This is a genomic window from Microbacterium sp. PAMC21962 (assembly GCF_019443465.1).
GTDB classification, from domain to species: Bacteria; Actinomycetota; Actinomycetes; order Actinomycetales; family Microbacteriaceae; genus Microbacterium; species Microbacterium hominis.
Genome location: NZ_CP080381.1, coordinates 3,348,128 through 3,372,456 on the forward strand (window position 1 = coordinate 3,348,128; position 24,329 = coordinate 3,372,456).

22 protein-coding genes are annotated in these 24,329 nt (G+C 71.7%); 11 read left to right on the forward strand and 11 right to left on the reverse strand.

Translation table 11 applies throughout. From position 1 onward, the window contains the following. Nucleotides 1-2: 2 nt before the first annotated feature. Nucleotides 3-251: a WhiB family transcriptional regulator gene (locus tag KY498_RS15660; RefSeq protein ID WP_005048317.1), complete on the reverse strand. Its 249-nt coding sequence runs from the start codon at nucleotides 249-251 to the stop codon at nucleotides 3-5. Between the two features lie 214 nt (nucleotides 252-465). On the opposite strand from KY498_RS15660, the gene KY498_RS15665 reads away from it, so the two are divergent. Beyond that, nucleotides 466-861, forward strand: coding sequence for a hypothetical protein (locus tag KY498_RS15665; RefSeq protein ID WP_060960908.1), 396 nt, complete (start codon nucleotides 466-468; stop codon nucleotides 859-861). Between the two features lie 60 nt (nucleotides 862-921). On the opposite strand, the gene bcp is transcribed toward KY498_RS15665, so the two are convergent. Genes bcp through aroA form a run of 3 tightly spaced genes read right to left on the reverse strand, consistent with a single transcriptional unit; the run spans nucleotide 922 to nucleotide 3,802 of the window. Then, nucleotides 922-1,389 carry a thioredoxin-dependent thiol peroxidase gene (gene bcp, locus KY498_RS15670; RefSeq protein ID WP_060960907.1) on the reverse strand — a complete coding sequence of 156 codons (468 nt, stop codon included), beginning with the start codon at nucleotides 1,387-1,389 and terminating at the stop codon, nucleotides 922-924. Nucleotides 1,390-1,404: 15 nt separating this feature from the next. Beyond that, entirely contained in the window at nucleotides 1,405-2,442 is a 1,038-nt protein-coding gene (rsgA, locus tag KY498_RS15675) for a ribosome small subunit-dependent GTPase A (protein ID WP_061782072.1), read from the reverse strand. A 1-nt stretch (nucleotide 2,443) separates the two neighbouring features. Beyond that, a complete protein-coding gene (gene aroA / locus KY498_RS15680) occupies nucleotides 2,444-3,802 on the reverse strand; it encodes a 3-phosphoshikimate 1-carboxyvinyltransferase (protein WP_191008920.1) in 1,359 nt (452 codons plus the stop codon). A gap of 83 nt (nucleotides 3,803-3,885) precedes the next feature. On the opposite strand from aroA, the gene KY498_RS15685 reads away from it, so the two are divergent. Both KY498_RS15685 and KY498_RS15690 read left to right on the forward strand, forming a co-directional pair. Continuing rightward, entirely contained in the window at nucleotides 3,886-4,629 is a 744-nt protein-coding gene (locus KY498_RS15685; protein WP_082734285.1) for a sigma-70 family RNA polymerase sigma factor, read from the forward strand. After that, the gene (locus KY498_RS15690) at nucleotides 4,626-4,871 is read left to right on the forward strand and encodes a zf-HC2 domain-containing protein (protein WP_060960904.1); all 246 of its coding nucleotides are present in this window, start codon (nucleotides 4,626-4,628) and stop codon (nucleotides 4,869-4,871) included. Before KY498_RS15685 ends, KY498_RS15690 begins: the two co-directional genes overlap by 4 nt. Before the next feature lie 44 nt (nucleotides 4,872-4,915). On the opposite strand, the gene KY498_RS15695 is transcribed toward KY498_RS15690, so the two are convergent. Together KY498_RS15695 and KY498_RS15700 are read right to left on the reverse strand one after the other, a co-directional pair. Beyond that, nucleotides 4,916-5,824 (reverse strand): diacylglycerol kinase, encoded by a 909-nt coding sequence (locus tag KY498_RS15695; RefSeq protein ID WP_191008919.1) that lies wholly within the window; start codon nucleotides 5,822-5,824, stop codon nucleotides 4,916-4,918. 40 nt (nucleotides 5,825-5,864) lie between these two features. Further along, nucleotides 5,865-9,584, reverse strand: a complete 3,720-nt coding sequence (locus KY498_RS15700; RefSeq protein WP_191008918.1) for a multifunctional oxoglutarate decarboxylase/oxoglutarate dehydrogenase thiamine pyrophosphate-binding subunit/dihydrolipoyllysine-residue succinyltransferase subunit — start codon at nucleotides 9,582-9,584, stop codon at nucleotides 5,865-5,867. A gap of 122 nt (nucleotides 9,585-9,706) precedes the next feature. On the opposite strand from KY498_RS15700, the gene KY498_RS15705 reads away from it, so the two are divergent. Next, nucleotides 9,707-11,164 carry a GuaB1 family IMP dehydrogenase-related protein gene (locus tag KY498_RS15705; RefSeq protein WP_191008917.1) on the forward strand — a complete coding sequence of 486 codons (1,458 nt, stop codon included), beginning with the start codon at nucleotides 9,707-9,709 and terminating at the stop codon, nucleotides 11,162-11,164. Here the strand turns inward: KY498_RS15705 and KY498_RS15710 are convergent. Continuing rightward, entirely contained in the window at nucleotides 11,154-11,495 is a 342-nt protein-coding gene (locus KY498_RS15710) for a GNAT family N-acetyltransferase (protein WP_258186425.1), read from the reverse strand. The two genes, KY498_RS15705 and KY498_RS15710, sit on opposite strands and share 11 nt — an antisense overlap. Nucleotides 11,496-11,642: 147 nt before the next feature. Between KY498_RS15710 and KY498_RS15715 the strand changes: the two genes are divergently transcribed. Then, nucleotides 11,643-12,986: a hemolysin family protein gene (locus KY498_RS15715; RefSeq protein ID WP_060960901.1), complete on the forward strand. Its 1,344-nt coding sequence runs from the start codon at nucleotides 11,643-11,645 to the stop codon at nucleotides 12,984-12,986. Then, a complete protein-coding gene (locus KY498_RS15720; protein WP_060960900.1) occupies nucleotides 12,983-14,038 on the forward strand; it encodes a hemolysin family protein in 1,056 nt (351 codons plus the stop codon). Before KY498_RS15715 ends, KY498_RS15720 begins: the two co-directional genes overlap by 4 nt. Nucleotides 14,039-14,149: 111 nt before the next feature. Here the strand turns inward: KY498_RS15720 and KY498_RS15725 are convergent, their stop codons facing one another. Then, complete coding sequence (locus tag KY498_RS15725) at nucleotides 14,150-15,157, reverse strand: oxidoreductase (RefSeq protein WP_258186426.1); 1,008 nt, start codon at nucleotides 15,155-15,157, stop codon at nucleotides 14,150-14,152. Nucleotides 15,158-15,370: 213 nt separating this feature from the next. On the opposite strand from KY498_RS15725, the gene KY498_RS15730 reads away from it, so the two are divergent. From KY498_RS15730 to KY498_RS15745, 4 genes are all read left to right on the forward strand, one after another. After that, a complete protein-coding gene (locus tag KY498_RS15730) occupies nucleotides 15,371-16,204 on the forward strand; it encodes an NAD(P)H-hydrate dehydratase (RefSeq protein ID WP_191008916.1) in 834 nt (277 codons plus the stop codon). A 23-nt stretch (nucleotides 16,205-16,227) separates the two neighbouring features. Then, nucleotides 16,228-17,478 (forward strand): glycosyltransferase 87 family protein, encoded by a 1,251-nt coding sequence (locus KY498_RS15735; protein ID WP_191008915.1) that lies wholly within the window; start codon nucleotides 16,228-16,230, stop codon nucleotides 17,476-17,478. A 27-nt stretch (nucleotides 17,479-17,505) separates the two neighbouring features. Then, on the forward strand, nucleotides 17,506-17,838 hold the full coding sequence (locus KY498_RS15740; RefSeq protein WP_060960896.1) for a thiamine-binding protein: 333 nt from the start codon (nucleotides 17,506-17,508) through the stop codon (nucleotides 17,836-17,838). Between the two features lie 72 nt (nucleotides 17,839-17,910). After that, nucleotides 17,911-19,107: an MFS transporter gene (locus tag KY498_RS15745; RefSeq protein ID WP_060960895.1), complete on the forward strand. Its 1,197-nt coding sequence runs from the start codon at nucleotides 17,911-17,913 to the stop codon at nucleotides 19,105-19,107. A gap of 6 nt (nucleotides 19,108-19,113) precedes the next feature. Here the strand turns inward: KY498_RS15745 and KY498_RS15750 are convergent, their stop codons facing one another. Both KY498_RS15750 and KY498_RS15755 read right to left on the reverse strand, forming a co-directional pair. Further along, complete coding sequence (locus KY498_RS15750; RefSeq protein ID WP_191008914.1) at nucleotides 19,114-20,316, reverse strand: homoserine O-acetyltransferase; 1,203 nt, start codon at nucleotides 20,314-20,316, stop codon at nucleotides 19,114-19,116. A gap of 148 nt (nucleotides 20,317-20,464) precedes the next feature. Then, a complete protein-coding gene (locus tag KY498_RS15755) occupies nucleotides 20,465-21,787 on the reverse strand; it encodes a bifunctional o-acetylhomoserine/o-acetylserine sulfhydrylase (RefSeq protein ID WP_060961029.1) in 1,323 nt (440 codons plus the stop codon). 162 nt (nucleotides 21,788-21,949) lie between these two features. Here KY498_RS15755 and KY498_RS15760 point away from each other — a divergent pair, with 162 nt between their 5' ends. Then, nucleotides 21,950-22,738: an SDR family oxidoreductase gene (locus tag KY498_RS15760; RefSeq protein WP_101306667.1), complete on the forward strand. Its 789-nt coding sequence runs from the start codon at nucleotides 21,950-21,952 to the stop codon at nucleotides 22,736-22,738. Nucleotides 22,739-22,767: 29 nt separating this feature from the next. Here KY498_RS15760 and KY498_RS15765 read toward each other — a convergent pair whose 3' ends face one another. Next, the gene (locus tag KY498_RS15765) at nucleotides 22,768-24,270 is read right to left on the reverse strand and encodes an MFS transporter (RefSeq protein WP_223849528.1); all 1,503 of its coding nucleotides are present in this window, start codon (nucleotides 24,268-24,270) and stop codon (nucleotides 22,768-22,770) included. Nucleotides 24,271-24,329 lie beyond the last annotated feature (59 nt).

A 24,329-nucleotide genomic window follows, 5' to 3' on the forward strand; every position in this document is an offset into this window, starting at 1 on the left:
GCTCAGCTGGCGCGGCGGGCGCGCGCGGCGCGGCGCTTGAGGGCGCGGCGCTCGTCCTCGGAGAGGCCTCCCCAGACGCCCGAGTCCTGACCGGTCTCGAGGGCGTACTGCAGGCAGACCTCCGTGACGGTGCAGCGCGCGCACACGGACTTGGCTTTCTCGATCTGATCGACAGCGGGTCCGGTGTTCCCCACGGGGAAGAACAGCTCGGGGTCGACGGTCAGGCAGGCGGCTTTGTCGCGCCAATCCATAGGGGGTGCTCCTTGATGCGGGATGAGAAGTTCGGGTGGGTGTGACGTCGGGCGTCGATTACCCTGATGGTGTGCGAGCAGACGCTCGCCCCACGCCACTGTGGGAGCACACGGATAGTTCAATGCTCCCATGGTCATTCAGATGAATCAAGGGTGAACTCGGCATTTCCCCCGGCGTGTGCTGTGGATCGGCTGCACGAGAGGACCTGCGCCCATGACGACAACGAGTTCGGAGCGTATCGCCGCCGCCGTCCTGGCGCTGGAGGCGGTCGCCGTCTTCGTTCTCGCGGGGTGGGAGATCGTCGCCCTCGTCTCCGGCGACACGGATGACGCCGTCAGCTCCGTCGCGCTCATCGTCCTCACGGCGATCGGCGCCGTCGCGCTGGTCGGTTTCGCCGTCGCCGTCTTCCGCGGCCAGTCGTGGGGGCGCTCCGGAGGCATCGTGGCGCAGCTGCTCATCCTCGCCGTGGCGCTGGGGGCGATCACCGGTCCGACCCCGTCGCCGCAGACGGCGCTCTGGACGGCCCTGCCCGCGGTCGTGGGGCTCGTCGCCCTGTTCGCCGCCGTGCGTGCCGCGGCGGGGCGTCGGGACGCCCCGGACCGCGGGTGATCCTCGTCGCGGCGCGTCGGGACGCCCCGGACCGCGGGTGATCCTCGTCGCGGCGCGTCGTCAGCCGACGCCGAGCAGCGACCGCACGCGCGCGACGTGCCCGGTCGCCTTGACGTTGTACAGCGCGTGGGTGACGACGCCCTCGGCATCCAGGATCACCGTCGAGCGGATGACGCCCTCGACGAGCTTGCCGTAGTTCATCTTCTCGCCCCAGGCGCCGTAGGCGTCGTGGACCGCGTGGTCGGGGTCGCTCAGGAGCGGGTAGGTGAGGGCGTCGCGCTCCCGGAAACGACGCAGCGTCGCGGGGTCGTCGCGCGAGATGCCGACGACGGTGTACCCGGCGGCCTGCAGCGGGCCGAGGCTGTCGCGGAAGTCGCACGCCTCGGTGGTGCACCCCGGGGTCATCGCGGCCGGGTAGAAGAAGAGCACGACGGGAGCGCCGCGCAGATCGTGCAGGCTGACCGGGGCGTCGTCCTGGTCGACGAGCGTGAAGTCGGGAGCGGGGGTACCGGGTTCGAGGCGGGCCATGCCACCAGCCTACGATCAGGCGAAGGTCGACAGGAGCCGCTGCAGCGAATCGAGGCGGGCAGCGCCGCGTTCTCCGAGACGGCCCTCCGCGACCGCCTCGACGATCGCGCAGTCGGGTGCGTCCGGCAGGTGCGTGCAGCCGCGCGGGCACTCCTGCGCGATCGCGGCGAGGTCGGTGAACGCCTTGAGGATGTTCGCGGGGTCGACGTGGCCCAGCCCGAACGAACGGACCCCCGGGGTGTCGATCACCCACCCGCGGCCGCCGTCGCCGAGATACCGCAGCGAGACGGTCGAGCTCGAGGTGTGACGGCCGCGTCCGGTGACCTCGTTCACGTGGCCGGTGGCCCGGTCGGCGCTCGGGACGAGCGCGTTCACGAGCGTCGACTTGCCCACGCCGGAGTGGCCCACGAACACGGTCGAGTGGCCCACGAGCCGGGTGCCGATCTCATCGACCGGCATGCTGCTGCGCCCGCTCGTGAAGATCTCCAGGTCGTCCAGCCCCTCGAAGTGCGCCAGGAAGCCGGAGGGGTCGGCGAGGTCGGTCTTGGTGACCACCAGGAGCGGGTGGATGCCGGCATCCAGCGCGGCGATGAGGTACCGGTCGACGAGGCGCGGACGCGGCTCGGGGTCGGCCGCCGCCACCACGATGAGCATCTGATCCGCGTTGGCGACGACGACGCGTTCGACCTGGTCGGTGTCGTCGGCGCTGCGGCGCAGCAGCGACGAGCGGTCCTCGATCCCCACGATCCGCGACAGCGTCCCGTCGTCGCCCGTGGTGTCGCCCACGACGCGGGCGCGGTCTCCCGTGACGATGGGCTGCTTGCGCAGCTCGCGCGCGCGCGTCGCGAGCGCCGTGTGCTCCTCGGGTCCGTCCTCGTCGATGAGCACCGTGTACCGCCCCCGGTCGACGCCCAGCACGCGCGCGATGCGCGCGTCGGCGTGCGCCGGTCGCCGCTTCGTCCGGGGCCGGTTGGCCTTCGGGTTCGGGCGGACACGGATGTCGGCCTCGTCGAACTCGGGTTCGTCGTCGTCGTCGAGGTCCAGCCAGCTCATCTCACGGCCGCCGTACGCCGGTTCCGTCGTCGGTCTCGGCGCCCAGCATGCGCGCCCAGAGCTGGGGGAACTCGGGCATCGTCTTGGCGGTCGTCTCGATGTGATCGACCTCGATGCCGGGAACGCGAAGACCGATCAGCGCACCGGCCGTGGCGATGCGGTGATCGTGGTGCGCACGCCACAGCCCGCCGTGCAGGGGCGCGGGGATGATCCGGATGCCGTCGGGCAGCTCTTCGGCGCGCCCGCCGATGTTGCGGAGGTTGCCGATGAGGGCGTCGATGCGGTTCGTCTCGTGGCCGCGGATGTGACCGATGCCGTGGAGCGTGGTCGGGGCGTCGGCGAACGCCGCGAGCACGAACAGCGTCGGCGCGAGCTCGCTCGCCGCACTGAGGTCGAGGTCGACACCGGCGATCCGGGGGCCTCCGGTGACCGTCAGCGCCCCTCCTCGCCGCGACGCGCGTCCGCCCAGCACCGTGAGGATCTCGGGCAGCAGTGCGCCGGGCTGGGTCGAGCTCGCCGGCCAGCCGGGGATCGTGACGGAGCCCTCCGTCAGCATCGCGGCCGCGAGGAACGGCGCCGCGTTGGACAGGTCGGGCTCGATCGCGGCATCCCGTCCGCGCAGCGTGCCCGCGGGCACGACCCACTCGTGGGGGGTGGGGTGCTCCACCTGGATGCCGCGGCGGGCGAGCGTCTCGATCGTCATCTCGATGTGGGGCGCGCTGGGCAGACGCTCCCCGGAGTGCACGAGGTGCAGCCCGACGTCGAAGCGGGGGGCGGCGAGCAGGAGGCCGGAGACGAACTGGCTGGAGCCGCTCGCGTCGATCGTGACCTCTCCGCCGCGGATGTGGCCGCGCCCGCGGACGGTGAACGGCAGCGACCAGGTGCCGCCGTCGTCGACGTCCGCACCGATCTCGCGCAGCGCCTTGATCATCTCGCCCATCGGGCGGTGCAGCGCGCTGGCATGGGCGGTCAGGGTGACGTCGCCGTCGGCGAGACCCGCGAGGGGGGCGACGAAGCGCATGACGGTGCCGGCCTGACCGCAGTCGATCTCGACGTCTCCGCGGAACGTGGCGGGGGGAGTGACGAGCAGGTCGGGCCCGAAGGCGCCCGCTCCGGGCACCTCGGTGATCTCCACCCCCAGAGCGCGCAGCGCGGCGATCATGCGCTCCGAGTCCTCGGAGTGCAGCGGCGACGTCAGCGTGCTGGGGCCGTCGGCGAGGGCGGCCAGGACCAGCTTGCGGTTCGTCAGCGACTTGGATCCGGGCACGGATACCGTCGCCTGGACGGCGTCATCCGCACGCGGCGCCCGCCAGACGGGATCCGCGGCCGGTTGGGGGAGGGAATACCCGGTCACTGTCATCGGGTTCTACCCTAACGAACCCATCGGACACCGCCGCCGCCCACCGCGGCGGGCCGTCCGAGCCAGACCGGGAGAGGAGCCCCGTGACCGCGACACTCGCACCCGTGCGGGCGGACATCGCCGACGTAGACTGGGCGCTGATGGAAGAGCAGGCGGCCTCAGCGCCCGACGACACGGTGTCCCAGAACCCAGCGTCCGAGTACCCCGAGCCGCCGTCGGAGGACGCGTCGACGGCGATCGACGTCCGCGCGCAGTTCGAGGAGCAGGCCCTGCCGTTCATGGACCAGCTGTACGCGGCGGGCATGCGGATGACGCGGAACCCGGCGGATGCCGCGGACCTCGTCCAGGAGACCTTCGTCAAGGCGTTCGCGTCGTGGTCCTCCTTCACGCAGGGCACCAACCTCAAGGCGTGGCTGTACCGCATCCTCACCAACACGTACATCAACACGTATCGCAAGAAGCAGCGCGAGCCCTATCAGGGCACGATCGACGACCTCGAGGACTGGCAGCTCGGCGGTGCCGAGTCGACCACGGCCACGAGCAGCCGCTCCGCCGAGGCGGAGGCCATCGACCACATGCCCGCGTCGGTGGTCAAGGACGCGCTGCAGTCGATCCCCGAGGACTTCCGGCTGGCGGTCTACCTCGCGGACGTCGAAGGCTTCGCGTATCAGGAGATCGCGGACATCATGAAAACCCCCATCGGCACGGTCATGAGCCGTCTGCACCGTGGCAGACGGATGCTGCGCGACCTCCTCGCCGACTACGCACGCGAGCGCGGCATCGATGTGCCGGCGCCCGCCACTTCTTCATCAGGGAGCAGGAAATGAGCGACTGCGGCTGCGACAAAGCGCGCAAAGATCTGGAGGAGTACCTCCGCAACGAAGTCTGCAAGACGGAGCACGCGGACATCCGTGCCCATCTGGAGACCTGCCCCTCCTGCCGCGACGAGGCACTGGTCGCGACGACGCTCACCGCGGTCGTGGCGCGTGCCTGCAAGGAGACGGCGCCCGAACAGCTGCGCGATCAGGTGCTCGCGCGTCTGCGCGCCGAGCAGGCCACGCACCACTGACCGCACCCCTGCGGGGCGGTCCGTGACCCGGCCCTGAAACGGGGTCAGCGCGCCGGCGGCGCGAAGACGTGGAGCGCACCGGGAACGACGTCGACCTCCAGGGGCAGCATCCCCACCGCGTCGCCGTCGGCGTAGGCGGTCGTCGCGGGGGCGGACAGCCGCACCCGCCGCACGCGCGCGGTGACGACCTCATCGAGGCCGGTGTGCGTGCCGCGGTAGACGCGGGGCAGCAGTCGCAACAGGCGGGCGCGGCCGAGCGGGCGCACGAGCGTGACGTCGAGGAGGCCGTCGGCGAGGTCGGCATCCGGGCAGATGGGGATGCCGCCGCCGTAGGTGGGGCCGTTGCCCACCGTCGCCATGAGCAGCTCCTCGCTGCGGCGCTCGATCGTGCCGTCGTCGTGCTCGAGCTCCACCTCGAAGGCGACGCAGCGCAGCCGCAGGAACTCGATGAGGATCGCGAGGTCGTAGCGGACGTGTCCGCGGGGCCAGCGCATGCGGTTGGCACGGTCGTTCACCCGCGAGTCGAACCCGCTCGCCAGCACGGTCGCGTACAACGTCGTCGAGCCGTCCGCGCGACGCACGCGCGCGAGATCGATCGTGCGCGTGGACCCGGCCACGACGGCCTCGGCGGCGCCGCGCGCATCGCGCTCGCGCAGCCCGAGGGCCGTGGCCACGTCGTTGCCGGTCCCCGTCGGCACGATGCCGAGCGGGATGCCGGTGCCCGCGAGCTCCTGCGCGGCGAGATTGACCGTGCCGTCGCCGCCCGCGACGAGCACGGCGTCGGCCCCCGCGTCGAGGGCGAGGCGCAGCAGGCGCGTCGATTCGGCGGCGCTCCCGCCCGCGATCAGCGTCGTGCGGATGCCGTGGGCGCGCAGGAGCGCGGCGACGTCCTCCGCGGCGTGCGTGCGCGCGGAGGCGCGAGCGGTCGGGTTGACGAGGAGCGCGACGTCCATGTCGTCCAGTCGGGTGTGTCGGGCCCCTCGTCTCGCCGCGTCAGACGGTCAGCGCCTTCTCGAGGATCGCGGCCTGCTCGCGCGCGTGCACCTTCGGCGAGCCCGTCGCCGTCGAGGCGGCGGCGGCGCGGGACACGCGTCGGATCGTGCGACCGTGCAGGTGCTTGACGACCTCGAGCGCGATGAACGGCCACGCGCCCTGGTTCTCGGGCTCGTCCTGCACCCAGACGAGCTGAGCGTTCGGGTATCGCTCGATCACGGCGTTGAGCTGGTCGATCGGCGCGGGGTAGAGCTGCTCGAGGCGCACGAGCGCGACCTGCGGGTTGGGCTTCTTGTCGAGCTCGGCCTTCAGATCCCAGTGGATCTTCCCGGAGTGGAGCAGCACGCGCGTCACGCCCGACGGGTCGATGTTCCGATCGTCGTCCAGCACCGGCTCGAAGCGTCCGCTGGTGAACGCGTCGACGGGGCTCGTGGCTCCGCGAAGACGCAGCATCGCCTTCGGCGTGAAGACGATCAGGGGGCGACGCGGCCGGGCGTAGGCCTGACGGCGCAGCAGGTGGAAGTACGACGCGGGCGTGGAGGGGCGCGCGACGGTCATGTTGTCCTGCGCGCACATCTGCAGGTAGCGCTCGATGCGCGCCGAGGAGTGGTCGGGCCCCTGGCCCTCGTAGCCGTGGGGGAGCAGCAGCACGACGCTCGACTGCTGACCCCACTTCTGGTCGGCCGCGGAGATGTACTCGTCGATGACCGACTGGGCGCCGTTGGCGAAGTCGCCGAACTGCGCCTCCCACAGCGTCAGCGTGTCGGGCCGCTCGACCGAGTAGCCGTACTCGAAGGCCATCGCCGCGTACTCGCTCAGCAGCGAGTCGTAGACGTAGAAGCGGCCCTGGCTCTCGGACAGGTTCGCCAGCGGCAGCCACTCCTGACCGTTCGCCCGGTCGTGCAGCACCGCGTGACGCTGGACGAACGTGCCGCGGCGGGCGTCCTGACCCGCGAGGCGCACGTTCGTGCCCTCCATCAGCACCGAGCCGAAGGCGAGCAGCTCGCCGAAGCCCCAGTCGATCTGCCCGTTGCGGCTCATGTCGAGGCGCTTGTCGAGCAGCTGCTGCAGCTTGTTGTGCACCGTGAAGCCGTCGGGCTTGTTGACGAAGGCGTCGCCGATCTGGTTGACGACCTCGACGGACACGCCGGTGGTCTCCGGCTCGCCGACGGCCTGGTCGACCGGTCCGGTCGTCGAGGGCGAGACGATGCCCGTGGCGCCGGTCTCGGCGGCGTGCGTCTCGGCGAAGGCGATCTCGAGGCGGTTCTGGAAGTCCTGCTTGGCCTTCTCGTACTCCTCCTCGGTGATGTCGCCGCGACCGACGAGCGACTCCGTGTAGAGGCGGCGCACGGAGCGCTTGGCCTCGATGAGGTTCGTCATCAGCGGCTGCGTCATCGACGGGTCGTCGCCCTCGTTGTGACCGCGGCGGCGGTAGCAGACGAGGTCGATCACGACGTCGCGGTTGAATTCCTGGCGGTAGGCCACGGCGAGCTCGGCCACACGCACGACGGCTTCGGGGTCGTCGCCGTTCACGTGGAAGATGGGCGCCTGGATCGTCTTGGCGACGTCCGTGGCGTACACCGAGGTGCGCCCGTCCTGGGGGAGGGTCGTGAAGCCGACCTGGTTGTTGACGACGACGTGCACCGTTCCGCCCGTGCGGTAGCCGCGCAGCTGCGACATCTGCAGGGTCTCGACGACGACGCCCTGGCCGGCGAAGGCCGCGTCGCCGTGCACGAGGATGGGCAGCCAGGAGAAGGAGCCGATCGGCATCCGGTCCTGCTTGGCGCGGACGACGCCTTCCAGCACCCCGTCGACCGTCTCGAGGTGCGAGGGGTTGGCGGCGAGGTACACGGGCAGTTCCTCGCCGGCATCCGACACGAACGTGCCCTGCGTGCCGAGGTGGTACTTCACGTCGCCCGAGCCGCTCTTGGAGCCGATCGCGACGGAGCCCTCGAACTCGCGGAAGATCTGGCTGTAGGTCTTGCCGGCGATGTTCGTCAGCACGTTGAGGCGACCGCGGTGCGCCATGCCGATGGCGGCGCCGTCGAGGCCGGCACCGGCGGCGCCCTGCAGGATCTGGTCGAGCAGCGGGATGAGGGACTCGCCGCCCTCGAGGCTGAAGCGCTTCTGGCCGACGTACTTCGTCTGCAGGAAGGTCTCGAAGGCCTCGGCCTGGTTGAGCTTGTCGAGGATGCGCAGCTGCTCGTCGTGGCTCGGCTTCTGGTACTTGACCTCGACGTTGTCCTGGAACCACTTGCGCTGGGCCGGGTCCTGGATGTGCATGTACTCGACGCCGACCGTGCGGCAGTACGAGTCGCGGAGGACGCCCAGGATGTCGCGCAGCTTCATGAGCCGCTTGCCGCCGAAACCTCCCGTGACGAACTCGCGGTCGAGGTCCCAGAAGGTGAGGCCGTGGTTCTCGATCTCGAGGTCGGGGTGCGTGCGCTGCACGTACTCGAGCGGGTCCGTGTCGGCCATGAGGTGGCCGCGGACGCGGTAAGAGTTGATGAGCTCCTGCACGCGGGCGGTCTTGTCGACGCGCTCGGCGATGTCGACGTTGATGTCGCCGGCCCAGTGGATGGGCGCGTAGGGGATGCGCAGGGCCGCGAAGACGCCCTCGTAGAAGCCGCGCTGACCGGTGAGCAGCTCGTGGACGATCTTCAGGAACTCGCCGGAGCCCGCGCCCTGGATCACGCGGTGGTCGTACGTGCTGGTCAGGGTGATCGTCTTGCCGATGCCGAGCTCGACCAGGGTCTTCTCGCTCGAGCCCTGGAACTCGGCGGGGTACTCGAGGGCGCCGGCGCCGACGATGCAGCCCTGGCCCTTCATGAGGCGCGGCACGGAGTGGACCGTGCCGATGCCGCCGGGGTTGGTCAGCGAGATCGTGGTGCCCTGGAAGTCGGCGGCGGTGAGCTTGCCGCCGCGGGCGCGCTTGACGAGGTCCTCGTAGGCCGAGAGGTACTCGCCGAACGTCAGCGACTCCGCCTGCTTGATGGAGGGCACCATGAGCGCGCGCGTGCCGTCGGGCTTGGGCAGGTCGATCGCGATGCCGAGGTTGATGTGCGCGGGGGCGACGACCGACGGCTTGCCGTCGATCTCGGCGTAGGACACGTTCTGGCTGGGGAAGGCCTTGAGCGCCTGGATGAGCGCCCAGCCGATGAGGTGCGTGAAGCTCACCTTGCCGCCGCGCGTGCGCGACATGTGGTTGTTGATGACGATGCGGTTGTCGATCATGAGCTTCGCCGGCACGGTGCGCACGCTCGTCGCGGTCGGCACGGTGAGCGACTCGTCCATGTTCGCGGCGAGGGTCTTCGGCATGCCGCGCAGCGGCGTGACGACGTCCTCGCGGGCGGCCGGGGTCGGCGTCGGGTCGGTGTTCGGCGCCTGGGCCGGCACGGGCTGCGGCGAGGCGGGCCGCGCGGTGGTGCGCGCGACCGGCTGCGCGCCGACGACGGGGATCGGCGCAGTCATCGGGCGGGCGTCGGTCGCCGCCGGGGCGGTCGCCGCGGGAGCGGATGCGGCGGCGGGGGCCGTCGTCGCGGGCGCGGGCGTCCCGGCATCCGTCTGGGTCTTCTCGTACGCCTCCAGCACGGGCCACCAGGCCCGGTCGACCGAGTCGCGATCCTTCGCGAACTGGTCGTACATCTCGGCGACGAGCCATTCGTTGGCCCCGAACTCGCCGTCGCTCGAAGTTCCCACGCCGGTCACCTGACTGGACACGGTTGCGCCTGCTTTCATCGATGAACTTCAGATCGTGCGAGGCCCGCTGCTGTGTATGGCGCGGCCCACACGCACACGTTCATCAAGGGTATCCCAGGTTTTCTGTCGGTACCGTGGGAACCATGCAGTTCTCCGGCGCCCAGCCCACCGTCGATCTCACCTACTCCGACGTGTTCCTCGTGCCCCGTCGCTCGGGCGTGACGAGCCGGCTGGACGTCGACCTGTCGCCGCGCGACGGCACCTCCGCGACCATCCCACTGGTCGCGTCGAACATGAACTCGGTCACCGGTCCCCGCCTCGCCGCTGCCCTCGCCCGCCGCGGCGGGCTGGGCGTGCTGCCGCAGGACATGCCGCTGCAGGACATCGACGCGGCGATCCGCTGGGTCAAGGACCAGCCCGTGCCGTGGGACACGCCCCTCGTGCTGGGCGCCGACGCGACCGTCGCCGAGGCCGCGGCGCTGCTTCCCGCGACGGAGGGCCACGGCATCGTCGTGGTGTCCGGCGAGACCGCCCGCGTCCACGTCGACGACATCCTCGGGGTCGTGCCGGCCACGCGCCTCGGCACGGCGCTTCCCGACGCGCGGCTGGGCGATCTCGCCCGCGGGCGCGGGGCCTCGATCGACGCCGACGACGTCACCGACGCCCGCCACGCCTTCGACCTGATCGTCGCCGCGGGCGCCGAGACCGTCTGCGTCCTGCACCACGGCTACCTCGTCGGCACGCTCTCGCAGCGCACGGCGCTGCGCTCGACGCTGTACCGCCCCGCCGTCGACGCGGACGGTCGGCTGATCGTCGCGGCGGCCGTGGGCATCAACGGCGACGTCGCCGCCAAGGCCCGCGCGCTCGTCGCGGCCGGCGTCGACGTGCTCGTCGTCGACACCGCGCACGGCCACCAGGAGGGGATGCTGCGCGCGCTGCACACGGTGTCGGAGCTGGGCCTGGGCATCCCGATCGCGGCCGGCAACATCGTCACGGCCGAGGGCGTGCGCGATCTCGTCGGTGCGGGGGCGACCATCCTCAAGGTGGGCGTCGGACCGGGCGCGATGTGCACGACCCGCATGATGACCGCGGTGGGCCGCCCGCAGTTCTCCGCCGTGCTCGAGACGGCGCAGGCCGCCGCCGAGCTCGGCGCGCACGTCTGGGCGGACGGAGGCGTGCGCTACCCGCGCGACGTGGCGCTGGCCCTGGCCGCGGGCGCGGCATCCGTCATGATCGGCTCGTGGTTCGCCGGGACCATCGAGGCTCCGGGCCAGCTGCAGGTCGACGAGGCCGGCCGCGTTTTCAAGGAGTCGTGGGGGATGGCCTCGACGAAGGCGGTCCAGGGCCGCTTCGGGCGCCTCGACCCCTACGAGCGCGCCCGCAAGGAGCTGTTCGCGGAGGGCATCTCGTCGTCGAAGATCTACCTCGACCCGCTGCGGCCGTCCGTGGAGGACCTCGTCGACATGATCACGTCGGGCGTGCGGTCCTCGTTCACCTACGCGGGGGCTGCGACGGTGCCCGCGTTCCACGAGCGTGCGACGGTCGGGCTGCAGTCCGCCGCCGGTTACGAGGAGGGCAAGGCCCTGCCGGTCAGCTGGTGACCTCCTCGGCTCCGCGCCCTTCCCACTCGCGCCGCAGCACTCCCATGACCACCGAGTCGTAACGCGTGCCGCGCACCTCGCGGGCGTCGCGGAAGCGGGCTTCCTCCGTGAAACCCAGGCGGCGGCCGACGGCGAGCATGCGCTCATTGCCGGACCACGTCGAGTAGTCGAGTCGCACGGCCGCCGTGGTGCGGAAGAGGTAGTCGGTCCAGACGGCCAGCGCATTCGTTCCGATCCCGCGGCCGCGGATCGACGGGTCGTACACGGTGAGCCCCATGCGCCGCCAGTCCGATTCCTCCGACTCCCAGTGCCACGAGGCACTACCGATCATCGTCGCGGGCTCCGTGACATTGTGCCCGCGGCATCCAGCCCAGACGCGGGCCGGGTGCCGTAAACTCTTCTGCACCATGGACGACCCTCCCAGTTGTAGACGATCGCCCCACCGACCCTCCCCGAGCATGATCGGGGGTGACGCGTGATGGAATTCGTCATGTTGGGCGTGGGGCTTCTGCTCACCATCGGAACGGGACTGTTCGTCGCGAGCGAGTTCGCGCTGGTCAACCTCGATCGCGCCGACCTCGAGGCCCGCCAGGCCGCCGGCGAGTCGCGGCTGTCGCTGACCATCAGCGCGCTGCGCATCACCTCCACGCACCTGTCGAGCGCGCAGCTGGGCATCACGCTCACGACGCTGCTCACCGGTTACACGATGGAGCCCGCGCTGACGAGCCTGCTCAGTCCCGTGCTCGCGGGGTGGGGCGTGCCCGACACGCTCGTGCGCGTCATCGCCACCACCCTGGCCATCGTCATCGCCACGACGTTCTCGATGATCCTCGGCGAGCTGGTGCCGAAGAACTTCGCCCTCGCCATCCCGCGTCAGACCGCCAAGCTCGTCATCCCGTTCCAGGTCGCCTTCACGACCGTCTTCCGCCCCGCGATCACCGTGCTCAACGGGAGCGCGAACGGTGTGCTGCGCGGCATGGGCATCGAGCCCAAGGAGGAGCTGTCGGGCGCCCGCACGGCCGAGGAGCTGTCCAGCCTCGTGCGCCGCTCCGCGAGCGCCGGCCTCCTCGAGGAGGACACGGCATCCCTGCTGGATCGCACCCTCACCTTCGCGCGGCTCACCACCGCCGACGTGATGACCCCGCGGCCCAGCATCCACGCCGTCGCCGCCGGTGACAGCGTCGAGGACGTCATCCAGCTCGCCCGGCGCACGGGCCACAGCCGCTTCCCCGTCTACGACGAGTCGATGGACGACATCACCGGCATCGTCCACCTCAAGCAGGCCGTCAGCGTGCCGCGCGAGCGTCGCGGCGACGTGCCGGCCGCCGCGATCGCGCAGGAGCCGCTGCGGGTGCCCGAGGCCGTCCACCTGGACGCCGTCATGTCGGAGCTGCGCTCCCGCGGATACCAGATGGCGATCGTCGTCGACGAGTACGGCGGGACCGCCGGGGTCGTGACCCTCGAAGACCTCGTGGAGGAGATCGTGGGCGAAGTGCTCGACGAGCACGACCGCAGCCGGGCCGGCGTCGTGCGGATGGCCGGAGCGGTCACGTTCCCCGCCGAGCTGCGTCCGGATGAGGTGCTCGACCGCACCGGCATCCGCGTGCCCGAAGGGGACGTGTACGACACCGTCGGCGGATTCTTCATGTCGACCCTCGAGCGCATCCCCGTCGTCGGGGACCGCATCGATCTCGAGGACGGGACGCTGGAGGTGCAGCGGATGGACGGCCGGCGCGTCGACCGCGTCCGGTTCACGCCGCACCCGCTGCCGGACGGTGCCGACGTGCCCGACGCGGCACGCGAGGGAGGTGAGCGACGATGAGCGATTGGGCCGGAATCGCCTGGCTGGTCGTCCTGCTGGCGTTCAACGCGTTCTTCGTCGGCGCCGAGTTCGCCGTGATCTCCGCACGCCGCTCGCAGATCGAGCCGCTCGCCGAGAAGGGGTCGAAGACGGCGGTCACCGCGTTGTACGCGATGGAGCACGCCACCCTGATGCTGGCCACGAGCCAGCTCGGCATCACGATCTGCTCGCTCCTGATCCTGAACGTCTCCGAGCCGGCGATCCACCACCTCCTGGAGGTGCCGCTCGGACTCACGGGGTGGAGCGAGGCCGTCATCGGCGGCGTCGCGTTCGCGATCGCCCTGATCCTCGTGTCGTACCTGCACGTCGTGTTCGGCGAGATGGTGCCGAAGAACCTCGCGTTCTCGCTGCCCGACCGGGCCGTGCTCCTGCTCGCCACCCCGCTGGTGTGGACGTCGAAGCTCTTCTACCCGATCATCGTCGCGCTCAACTGGATCGCGAACCACATCGTGCGCCTGTTCCGCGTCGAGCCGAAGGATGAGGCGGCGTCGACGTTCACGCTCGACGAGGTCGCCACGATCGTGAACCAGTCGCGCATCGAGGGTGTGCTCGACGATGCGTCGGGCGCGGTGACGGCCGCGGTGGAGTTCACCGACAAGAAGGCGCGCGACGTCGCCGTGCCGCTGTCCGAGCTGGTGACGCTGCCCGAGACGACGACGCCCGACGAGATCGAGCGCGCCGTCGCCAAACACGGGTTCTCGCGGTACGTGATCGTGGATGCCGAGGGCGCCCCGATCGGCTACGTGCACCTGAAGGACGTGCTGCGCGCCGCCGAGGGTGCCGGGGCCGAGGAGAAGATCGTCGCTCCGATCAAGCCCAAGCGCATCCACCACATGGTGCCCGTCGCCGAGACGACCGACCTCGAGGACGCGCTGGCGCTCATGCGGCGCACGAGCCGTCACCTGGCCCAGGTGCGCAACGCGGCGGGGGAGACGACGGCCGTGCTGTTCCTCGAGGACATCATCGAGGAGCTCGTCGGCGAGGTGCACGACGCGACGCGTCGCGGCTACTGAGCAGAGGCGGCGTTTCGACGCGGCCCTGCGGGCCTCGCTCGACGACCGGGAGGGATGACCCCCCGGTCGTCGAGCGAGCGGACCGCGTCGACACGCCCGCGCGGCGCCCGATCAGCGGGCGACGGGGCGGGCGCGCAGGTACTGCGGCGGCCAGAGGCCCGCGTCGGGCTCACCGAGCTCGACCTGCGCGCGCAGCGCGAAGTGCGGGTCGCGCAGCCACTCGCGCCCGGCGAGGATGACGTCGGCGGCGCCGGAGGCGAGGATCTCCTCGGCCTGAGCGCCCGACGAGATCTCGCCGACCGCGCTCACCGCCACGCCGCCCTCGCGGCGCACCTCGGCGGCCAGCGGCACCTGGTAGCCGGGACCGGTGGTGATGCGCTGATGGGCGACGAGCCCGCCGCTGGAGATGTCGAAGAAGTGGGCGCCGCGCGCGGCCGCCCAGGCGGCCACGGTCGCCGTCTGCGCGGCATCCCATCCGCCTTCGGCCCAGTCGGATGCCGAGAACCGCACGAGCAGCGCGGCGTCGGGGGCCGCCGCGCGCACGGCGTCCACGACGCGCAGCAGCAGGCGGGCGCGGTTCTCGAGGGAGCCGCCGTACTCGTCGGTGCGGAGGTTGGACAGCGGCGAGAGGAACTGGTGCAGGAGGTAGCCGTGCGCGGCGTGGATCTCGAGCACCTCGAAGCCGGCGGCGACGGCGCGCGCCGCGGCATCCGCGAACGCCTCGACGATGCGGTCGATGCCGGCGGCGTCCAGCGCTTCGGGCGCTTCGAACCCGTCGTAGGCGACGGCGGACGGCGCGACGGTGCTCCAGCCGCCCTCGCTCAGGGGGACGGTGCCGCGGCGGCCCGAGAAGGGCGACCACGTCGACGCCTTGCGGCCGGCGTGGGCGAGCTGCACGCCGGGCAGAGCGCCGCGGGAGCGGATCGCGGCGGCGATGGGGGCCCAGGCGTCGCGCTGCTCGTCGTTCCACAGGCCGACGTCCTCCGGTGAGATCCGGCCCTCGGGGACGACGGCGGTCGCCTCGGCGATCACGACGCCGGCACCGCCCGAGGCGAACTGCGCGAGGTGCACGTGGTGCCAGTCGTTCGGCACGCCGTCGGTGGCCGAGTACTGGCACATGGGCGCGACCCACAGGCGGTTGCGCACCGTGCGTCCGGCCAGATCGTAGGGGTGAACAGCAGGCTCATCGTGACTCTCCGGAGGGGTCGTGGGGTGGGCGTTTCGACTCGGCCTGGCGGCCTCGCTCAACGACCGGGGGTGGGGTGGGTGTTTGGACTCGGCCTGGTGGCCTCGCTCGACGACCGGGGGTGGGGCCGGGGTACAGTGGCGGGCATGAGCGCTGCCCGGCCGTGGTCGGCGGCGGAATCCGCCGCCCTCCTCAGGGTGCCAACCGCCGACGACGACAAGTATTCCCGCGGCGTCGTGGGGCTGCGCACCGGATCCGAGGAGTACCCGGGGGCGGCCGTGCTGGGTGTCGAGGCGGCGTGGCGCACGGGTGTGGGCATGGTGCGCTACCTCGGACCCCGCCGCGCCGCGGACCTCGTGCTGCACCGCCGACCCGAGACGGTCACCGCCGACGGCCGGGTGCAGGCGTGGGTCGTCGGCTCCGGCACGTCCGCGCAGACGCGGACCGCCGCGGAGACCTCCGCCGTCCGGACGCTCCTCGCCGGAGAGGTGCCGGTCGTCGTGGACGCCGGCGCCCTCGATCTCGTGCCGTCCGCGCCGGCCGGCGCATCCACCCGCCTGGTGCTCACTCCGCACGATCGCGAGCACACCGCCCTGCGCCGCCGCCTCGGGCGCGACGAGCAGCCCGATCGCGAGGCGGCCGCCGCCGACACCGCGACGGCGACGGGTGCGGTCGTCCTCCTGAAAGGCGGCACGACCCTGATCGCCGCCCCCGGCACGGGCGCCCCCGCCCTGCGCTCGGTCACGTCCGGCGTCGGCTGGCTCGCCACCGCCGGGACGGGCGACGTGCTCGCCGGCGTGCTGGGCGCGCTGCTGTCCGCCTACCCCGACCGACCCGCGGATGCCGCGGCCACCGCCGCCTGGCTGCACGGGCGCGCCGGCGCGCTCGCGTCCGAGCGACACGGCGGCGGACCGATCGTCGCCCTCGACGTCGCGCACGCCGTGGCATCCGTCGTCGGGCAGCTGGTCTCGGACCGTTGAGCGCGTCTCCTTAGGATGGGGGGATGACGAGGCGGAGCGCACTGTGGGCCGCCTTCGTGATCGTGCACGTCGCCGTGGCCTGGCTCGGCTTCCTCCTGCCGAACGAGCCGATGGGCGACGTCTACCGCGTGTACGAGCCCTGGTCGCTCGGCGCCCTGCAGGGATACGGCATCGTCGGCATCGACCAGTCCTGGGTGTACCCACAGCTGGCCCTGCTGCCCATGCTGCTCGCCCACGCCTTCGCCTGGATCGCCGGCTACACCGTCGCGTGGGCGCTTGTGGTGATCGCCGCGGATGCCGTCGCCTTCGCGGTGCTCATCGGTCGCGCCGGATCGGCGGGACGCCGGACGGCGGGCTGGTTCTGGCTCTGCTACATCGCACTGCTGGGCCCGGTCGGCCTCTACCGTCTGGACGGGTTCACCGTGGCGCTGGCGGTGCTGGGCTGCCTGTGGCTGCTCGGGCGGCCGTGGCTGGCCTCCGTGCTGCTGGCGGTCGCCACGTGGATGAAGGTGTGGCCCGCCGCTCTGCTCGCCGCCGCGGTCGTGGTGCTGCGTCGGCGGATCGCCCTGATCGGCGGGGCGCTGCTGGTGAGCGCGGCGACCCTCCTCCTCGTCGTCGCCCTCGGGGGCGCGGCGCACGCGTTCGGGTTCATCGGCGATCAGACGTCGCGGGGCCTGCAGGTCGAGGCGCCCATCAGCATGCCCTACCTCTGGGGCGCGCTCCTCGGCATCCCCGGCTTCTCGGTGTACTACGCCCAGGACCTGCTGACCTTCCAGGTCACGGGCACCGAGATCGATCCCGTCATCGCGGCGATGACGCCCGCGCTCATGATCGCGATGCTCGCCGTCGTGGGCCTGGGGGCGGCCGCGGTCATGCGCGGCGCCCGCTACGCGACGCTGTTCCCGACGCTGTCGCTCGCGCTGGTGTTGGGTTTCATCGTCTTCAACAAGGTCGGCTCGCCGCAGTACCTGTGCTGGCTCGTGCCCTCGCTGGTCGTCGGTCTGGTCATCGATCGCCGGCGATGGTCGGCCCCGGCATCCGTGGCCCTCTTCGCCGCGCTGCTGACGCAGCTCGTCTACCCGCTGACCTACAACGGCATCCTGTATCCGCAGGTGGTGCCGGTGAGCCTGCTGACCCTGCGCAACCTCGTGCTCGTCGCGATGTTCGTCTGGATGCTGGTCCGGCTCGTCGCGGTCGTGCGGGCGCCCACCGGGCCGGCACGGGCTGCCCGAGCCGCCGCCCTCGAGACGCCCACCGTGCGCAGCCTGCCCTGACCGCTCACCCCGATCGAAGGAGTCCCCATGCTCGTCGCGTTCTCCGTCGCCCCCAGCGGCGCATCCTCGCAGCCGACCGCGTCCGCGGACGGCTCGGTCCACGACGCCGTCGCCGCGGCGGTGAAGGTGGTGCGGGAGTCCGGCCTGCCGCACCGGACGACCTCGATGTTCACGGAGATCGAGGGGGAGTGGGACGAGGTGTTCGCGGTCGTGAAGGCGGCGACGGATGCCGTGATGCCGTTCGGCTCGCGCGTCTCGCTGGTGCTCAAGGCCGACATCCGGCCCGGGCGCACCGGTGAGATCGACGGGAAGATCGAGCGGCTCGAGACGGCCATCGCGGCGCTCGACGACCCGTCCTAGGCCGGCCTTGACGCTGTCGGCAACCGGTAGCATGACCGGGTGATCTCCTCGACACCGTCGAGGGGTGCGGCGATGTGGGCGCTCCTCTCTCTCGCCGTCGGCTCGTTCGGCATCGGCATGACCGAGTTCGTCGTCATGGGCCTGCTTCCCGACATCGCCGCCGACCTGCTGCCCGCCACGTGGGCGGCCTCGCCCGAGGATGCCGTCGCGCACGCCGGCTGGCTCATCACGCTGTACGCGCTCGGGGTGGTCATCGGCGCGCCGACGATCGCCGGCGCCGTCGCGAAGTACCCGCGACACCGCGTCATGCTGGCGCTCGCCGCCGCGCTGACGGTCGGCAACGCGCTGACCCTGGTGGCCCCGACGTTCGAGCTGGTCGCGGCATCCCGCGTGCTGGCCGGGCTGCCGCACGGCGCGTACTTCGGCATCGGCGCGCTCGTCGCCGCCGACGTCATGGGGCCGGGCAACCGCGCGAAGGGCGTCGCGTTCGTGCTCACCGGGCTCACGGTCGCGAACGTCGTGGGTGTGCCGCTCGGGACCTTCCTCGGGCAGAGCTTCGGCTGGCGCGTCGCCTTCCTCGTCGTCGCACTCATCTTCGCGCTCGCCGCCGTGATGATCGCCCTGACCGTGCCCGCCCACGCGGGGGATCCCGGCCGCACGCTCCGCGCCGAGCTGGGCGCGCTGCGCATCGGCCAGGTGTGGCTGACCCTCGGGGTCGGCGCGATCGGCTTCGGCGGCTTCTTCGCGGCCTACAGCTATGTCGCCTCGATCGTGACCGAGGTGGCCGGCGCGCCGAGCGCCGTGGTCCCCGTCATCCTCATCGTCATGGGCCTCGGGATGACGATCGGCAACCTGGTCGGCGGCCACCTCGCCGATCGCGACCTGAAGCGCACGATGCTGGGCGGCCTCGCCGCCCTGGTCGTGGTGCAGGTGCTCCTCGCGCTGAGCGCGGGGCTGCTGCTCACCCTCGGGGTGTTCATCTTCCTCGTCGGCTTCGTGTCGTCGGTGCTCAGCCCGTCGATCCAGACGCGGCTCATGGACGTCGCCGGCGACAACCAGTCGATCGCCGCGGCGCTGAACCACTCGGCGCTGAACATCGGCAACGCGAGCGGGGCGTTCCTCGGCGGCGTCGTGATCGCCGCGGGGTTCGGCTTCGTCGCGCCGGTCTGGGTGGGCGCGCTGCTCGCGGCATCCGGGCTCGTGCTCGCCCTGGTCAGCTTCGGGATCGAGGCGCGCGCGACGCGCCGTGCCGTGCACCCGGCCGGCTGAGTCGTATCAGTCCTGCAGCAGTCGCCGCAGATGTGCTCCCACCGCGGGCGTCTCGATGAGGAAGCCGTCGTGGCCGAAGTCGCTCGACAGCACGATCGCGCCGTCGTCGATCGTCGTGCGGATGCCTCGTGCGATCCGGTGCTGACCGTCGATCGGGAACAGCCGGTCGCTGTCGATGCCGAGCACGAGGGTGCGGGCGGTGACCCGGGCGAGGGCGTCCTCGACACCGCCGCGATCACGACCGACGTCGTGCGAGTTCATCGCCTCGACGAGCGTGATGTAGGTGTTCGCGTCGAAGCGGCGCGTGAACTTGTTGCCGTGGAAGTCGAGATAGCTCTCCACGGCGAACCGGCCGCCGTGCCCGAGCGGGCTCTTTCCCGACTGCCACGAGCGCTGGAAGCGCTGGTTCAGCTCGGTGGGGCTGCGGTAGTTCAGCAGTGCCATGCGGCGGGCCAGGGCAAGACCGCGGTGCGGGCCGTCGCCGTCGGGCGCGTCGTAGTACTCGCCGTCCGCGAAGCGGGGGTCCATCTGGATGGCCTCCAGCTGCACGCCGTTGAGGGCGATCTGGTCGGCCGTGGTCGTCGGCGGCGAGGAGAGGACCGCCAGCCGGCGCACCCGCTCGGGGAGGCCGACACCCCACTCCAGGGCGTGCATCCCGCCCATCGAGCCGCCGATCACCGCTGCCCACACCGGGATTCCCAGGCTGTCGGCGAGGAGCACCTGCGCGGCGACCTGGTCGCGGATCGTGAGGTACGGGAAGCGTCCCGCCCACTCGTAGCCGTCGGGTGCGATCGAGGACGGGCCTGTCGAGCCCTGGCATCCGCCGAGCATGTTGGGCGCCACGACGAACCAGCGGTCGGTGTCGATGGCAGCGCCGGGACCGACGATGTCGTCCCACCAGCCCGCGGTGGGGTGGCCGGGGCCGGCCGCGCCGCGCACATGGCTGTCGCCGGTCAGCGCGTGCAGCACGAGCACGGCGTTGTCGCGGTCGGGGGACAGCTCGCCCCAGGTCTCGTAGGCGAGTCGGATGCCGGGCAGCGCCCGACCGCCTTCCGTTGTGAACGCGCCGAACGCGGCGAACCGGCGCTCGCCGGCCGGATCGCCGTCGCGCCAGGCGCCCGTCGCCGGGGGACGTCCGCGCAGGAGACGCGCGTCGGCCTCCGTGATCGGCGCGCTCGGCACCGTGTCCTCGGAGGTCTGCCAGTCCATACGCTCCATTCTCCCGGCTCGCCCGGCGCGCGAACCGACTGTTACGCCGGGCGGGGCCCACACGCACGAACTCCGCAGTCGATCGCGTGATCGGCTGCGGAGTTCGCGGCATCCTGCGGTGCTCGCGCGCCGCGGGAGGGGAGTGGGCTCAGGCGCGGGCGGCCTCGGAGACCTTGCGCGCGGCGGCGAGGGCCTGCGCGAGGTCGGCCTTGAGGTCCTCGACGTTCTCCAGACCCACCGACAGGCGCACGAGGCCGGGGGTCACACCCGTCGTGAGCTGCTGCTCGGGCGTGAGCTGCGAGTGCGTCGTGGATGCCGGGTGGATGACGAGCGAGCGCACGTCGCCGATGTTCGCGAGGTGGCTGAACAGCTCGAGCGCGTTGACGAACTCACGGCCGGCCTCCACGCCCCCCTTCAGCTCGAACGAGAGCACCGCGCCGACACCCTTTGGGGCGTAGCGGTTCGCGGCGGCGTACCAGGGCGAGGTGGGCAGGCCCGAGTAGTTCACCGACGCGATGTCGTCGTGGTTCTCCAGCCACTCCGCGATTTCCTGCGCGTTCTGCACGTGACGCTCGATGCGCAGCGACAGGGTCTCGATGCCCTGGATGAGCAGCCACGCGCTCTGCGGCGAGATGGCGGCACCCAGGTCGCGCAGCAGCTGCACGCGGGCCTTGATGACGTAGGCCAGGCCGTCGCCGACCGCCTGCGTGTAGACCGCGCCGTGGTAGGAGGGGTCGGGGGTGGTCAGGCCCGGGAAGCGGTCGGCGTGCTCCGACCACGGGAAGGTGCCGCCGTCGACGATCGCGCCGCCGATGACGGTGCCGTGACCGCCGAGGAACTTGGTGGCCGAGTGCACGACGATGTCGGCGCCGTGCTCGAACGGGCGGATGAGGTACGGGGTCGCGATCGTGTTGTCGACGATGAGCGGCACCCCGGCCTCGTGCGCGACGTCGGCGACGGTGCGGATGTCGAGGACGTTGATCTGCGGGTTGCCGATCGTCTCCGCGAAGAACAGCTTCGTGTTCGGGCGGACGGCGCGGCGCCACTCCTCGGGGTCGTCCTGGTTCTCGACGAACGTGACCTCGATGCCGAGCTTGCCCAGCGTGTACTTGAACAGGTTGTAGGTGCCGCCGTAGATCGAGCTCGACGAGACGATGTGGTCGCCCGCCTCGGCGATGTTGAGCACCGCGAAGGTCTCCGCGGCCTGACCCGATGCGACGAGGAGGGCGCCGGTGCCGCCCTCGAGCGCGGCGATGCGCTGCTCGACGACATCCTGCGTGGGGTTCTGGATGCGGGTGTAGATGTTGCCGAACTCGGCCAGAGCGAAGAGGTTCGCGGCGTGGTCGGCGTTGTCGAACACGTAGGAGGTGGTCTGGTAGATCGGGGTGGCGCGCGCCTTCGTGACCGGATCGGGCTGGGCGCCCGCGTGGATCTGCGTGGTCTCGAAGCGCCAGTTCTCGGATGCGGACATGTCGGGCTCCATCGGGGTATCGGGAAGTGGAGGGGTGCCGGGACGGACGCCGCGGCCACCACCGAGAGTAGGGATCGGCGTCGTTGTCAACAACGGGTGGGAAATGTGACGTAACGAATTCGGCTCCCGACGGCATCCGGCACCGTGACGTAGCGTGGGGGCATGACTTCGCAGCAGGGGACCAGACGAGCCGTGGTGACGGGTGCGAGCTCGGGGATCGGAGCCGCCACGGTGCGGGCCCTCCGGGCGAGCGGGTGGGAGGTCGTGGGCGTCGCGCGCCGCGCCGACCGCCTTGCCGCCCTCGACGCCGAGGTCGGCTCCGCGTCGTTCGCGGCGGACCTCTCGAACGCGGCGGACGTCGCCGCGCTCGTCGAGCACCTGGCCGCCACCGGCCCGCTGCACGCGCTCGTCCACGTCGCGGGCGGCGCGCGCGGCACCGATCGGGTCGAGGACGGCGATCCCGCCGACTGGCGGTGGATGTTCGAGGCCAACGTGCTGTCGGCCCAGCTGGTGACCGCCGCGGTGCTGCCGCTGCTGCGTGCGGCGATCGGTGCCGGCGGCCACGCCGACACCCTGTACGTGACCTCGACGGCCGCCCAGACGGCGTATCCCGGCGGCGCCGGCTACAACGCCGCGAAGGCGGGCGAGGCGATGCTCGTGCACGCCCTCCGCCTCGAGCTCAACGGCGAGCCGATCCGGGTGACGGAGATCGCGCCGGGGATGGTCTACACCGAGGAGTTCACGCTCAACCGGCTGGGCGGCGACCGGGCCACCGCCGAGAAGGTCTACGAGGGCGTCGAGAATCCGCTCGTCGCGGACGACGTCGCCGACGTGATCGCCTACGCGCTGAACGCGCCCGGGCACGTCAACCTCGACCTCGTGACGATGCGGCCCGTCGCCCAGTCCGCGCAGCACCTGCTCGCGCGCGGGCGCCTCCGCCCGCGCGGCTGACCCCGCGACGCGCCCGCCGCGGCGACGCGTCAGGAGGCGGGAGCGTCGGAGAAGGCCACCTTCGGGACGAACACGAGCAGCAGGGCCGCGAGGAAGCCGCCGCCGGCGCAGATCGCCCACACCGTGAGGTAGCCGCCGAGGGAGGCCGCGGTCTGGCTGGCCACGGCGCCGGCGCCGGCGGCGAGCACCACACCGAACACGGCCGACGAGAACGAGCCGCCGATGGTCTTGGTCGTGTTGGTCAACGCCGTCGCGATGCCCGTCTGCCCGCGCGGGGCGGCGGCGGCCGCGGCCGCCGGGAGCGCCCCGACGAGCGCACCGCAGCCGAGGCCGGCGATCGAGAGGTTCAGCAGCACCTGCCACAGCTCGAGGTGGAACGGCAGGAAGAGGAGATACCCCACGCCCACCAGCAGGGAGGCCCCGATCAGCACGACCCGCGGGCTCGCCCGCCGCGACGTGATCGCGAACAGCACGGCTCCCACGATCAGCGACACCAGGTACACGCCGATGATGTTCGAGCGCTCCGTGGCATCCAGGCCGAGGCCGTACCCGATCGAGGGATCGGTGCCGGCATACGTCGACAGCGGTCCCTGGGCGCCGAGGAGGCTGATCCCGATGAGGAACGCGGTGGCCTGCACGGGCCACATCTCCGGGCGCCGCAGCACGCGGATGTCGACGGCGGGGTCGTCCTGGCGCAGTTCGTAGCGCACGAACCAGACGAGCACGCCCGCCCCCGCGACCAGCAGCGCCACGACCCAGAACCAGGCGCCGGAGCCGAGTGCGAGCTCGCCGATCATGCGCATCCAGGCGAGCCCGCCCGTGATCAGCAGGAGCGCCCAGGCGAGCAGCACGAACCCCCAGGTGTCGAGGCGTCGTCCGCCCTCGGGGACGGACTCGGGGACGCCGACCCAGATGACGAGGGCGACGACCGTCACGGCGATCGCCGGCACGACCAGCGTGGCGGTGAGGTTCTGCCCGGTCGCCGCGAAGATGCGCCCCGCGGCGAGGGCGCCGATGATCGCTCCGGCCTGCAGCCCGACGACGAGCAGGCCCGCGGCGCGGCGGGTCGTGGACACACCCCGCTGCTGGACGCGTCCGCGCTCGAAGATGAGCGCGATCTCCAGCGGCAGCCAGACGACGTAGAAGCCCTGCAGCGCCCAGGCGATCAGGAAACTCCAGAACGAGGTCGCGAACACGAGCCACCACGTCGCCCCGGCAGTCAGGATCGCGGCGATCAGCAGGATGCGCTTGTGCCCGTACATGTCGCCGAGCTTGGCGAGCACCGGGACGACCAGTGCCGACAACAGCAGCTGCGCCGCCTCGAACCAGTTGACGTCCGAATCGTGGATGCCGAGGGAGACGACGATGTCGCTGAAGAGCGGCACGTAGTAGCCCTGCAGGATGCCGCTGACGATCTCCACCAGGATGAACCAGCCGATCAGGCCGGCGGTGATGCCGAAGCCGGCGGGGAGCCGGGCGGAGCGGGCGCGGGAGGTCTTCGCCGTCGAAGAGCCTGCAGTGGGGGAGGTCACGGCGTTCACTCTAGCCACGCGTGACGGCGGGCGGCGGCACCGACGCCTAGGCTGAATGC

Coding starts and splice junctions, on each gene's coding strand:
- KY498_RS15690 (WP_060960904.1), top strand. CDS start 4,626: ATGAGCGACTGCGGCTGCGACAAAGCGCGCAAAGATCTGGAGGAGTAC.
- KY498_RS15695 (WP_191008919.1), bottom strand. CDS start 5,824: ATGGACGTCGCGCTCCTCGTCAACCCGACCGCTCGCGCCTCCGCGCGC.
- KY498_RS15665 (WP_060960908.1), top strand. CDS start 466: ATGACGACAACGAGTTCGGAGCGTATCGCCGCCGCCGTCCTGGCGCTG.
- KY498_RS15755 (WP_060961029.1), bottom strand. CDS start 21,787: ATGTCCGCATCCGAGAACTGGCGCTTCGAGACCACGCAGATCCACGCG.
- rsgA (WP_061782072.1), bottom strand. CDS start 2,442: ATGAGCTGGCTGGACCTCGACGACGACGACGAACCCGAGTTCGACGAG.
- KY498_RS15740 (WP_060960896.1), top strand. CDS start 17,506: ATGCTCGTCGCGTTCTCCGTCGCCCCCAGCGGCGCATCCTCGCAGCCG.
- KY498_RS15725 (WP_258186426.1), bottom strand. CDS start 15,157: ATGTGCCAGTACTCGGCCACCGACGGCGTGCCGAACGACTGGCACCAC.
- KY498_RS15760 (WP_101306667.1), top strand. CDS start 21,950: ATGACTTCGCAGCAGGGGACCAGACGAGCCGTGGTGACGGGTGCGAGC.
- KY498_RS15705 (WP_191008917.1), top strand. CDS start 9,707: ATGCAGTTCTCCGGCGCCCAGCCCACCGTCGATCTCACCTACTCCGAC.
- aroA (WP_191008920.1), bottom strand. CDS start 3,802: ATGACAGTGACCGGGTATTCCCTCCCCCAACCGGCCGCGGATCCCGTC.
- KY498_RS15710 (WP_258186425.1), bottom strand. CDS start 11,495: ATGATCGGTAGTGCCTCGTGGCACTGGGAGTCGGAGGAATCGGACTGG.
- KY498_RS15730 (WP_191008916.1), top strand. CDS start 15,371: ATGAGCGCTGCCCGGCCGTGGTCGGCGGCGGAATCCGCCGCCCTCCTC.
- KY498_RS15720 (WP_060960900.1), top strand. CDS start 12,983: ATGAGCGATTGGGCCGGAATCGCCTGGCTGGTCGTCCTGCTGGCGTTC.
- bcp (WP_060960907.1), bottom strand. CDS start 1,389: ATGGCCCGCCTCGAACCCGGTACCCCCGCTCCCGACTTCACGCTCGTC.
- KY498_RS15750 (WP_191008914.1), bottom strand. CDS start 20,316: ATGGACTGGCAGACCTCCGAGGACACGGTGCCGAGCGCGCCGATCACG.
- KY498_RS15735 (WP_191008915.1), top strand. CDS start 16,228: ATGACGAGGCGGAGCGCACTGTGGGCCGCCTTCGTGATCGTGCACGTC.
- KY498_RS15660 (WP_005048317.1), bottom strand. CDS start 251: ATGGATTGGCGCGACAAAGCCGCCTGCCTGACCGTCGACCCCGAGCTG.
- KY498_RS15745 (WP_060960895.1), top strand. CDS start 17,911: ATGTGGGCGCTCCTCTCTCTCGCCGTCGGCTCGTTCGGCATCGGCATG.
- KY498_RS15715 (WP_060960901.1), top strand. CDS start 11,643: ATGGAATTCGTCATGTTGGGCGTGGGGCTTCTGCTCACCATCGGAACG.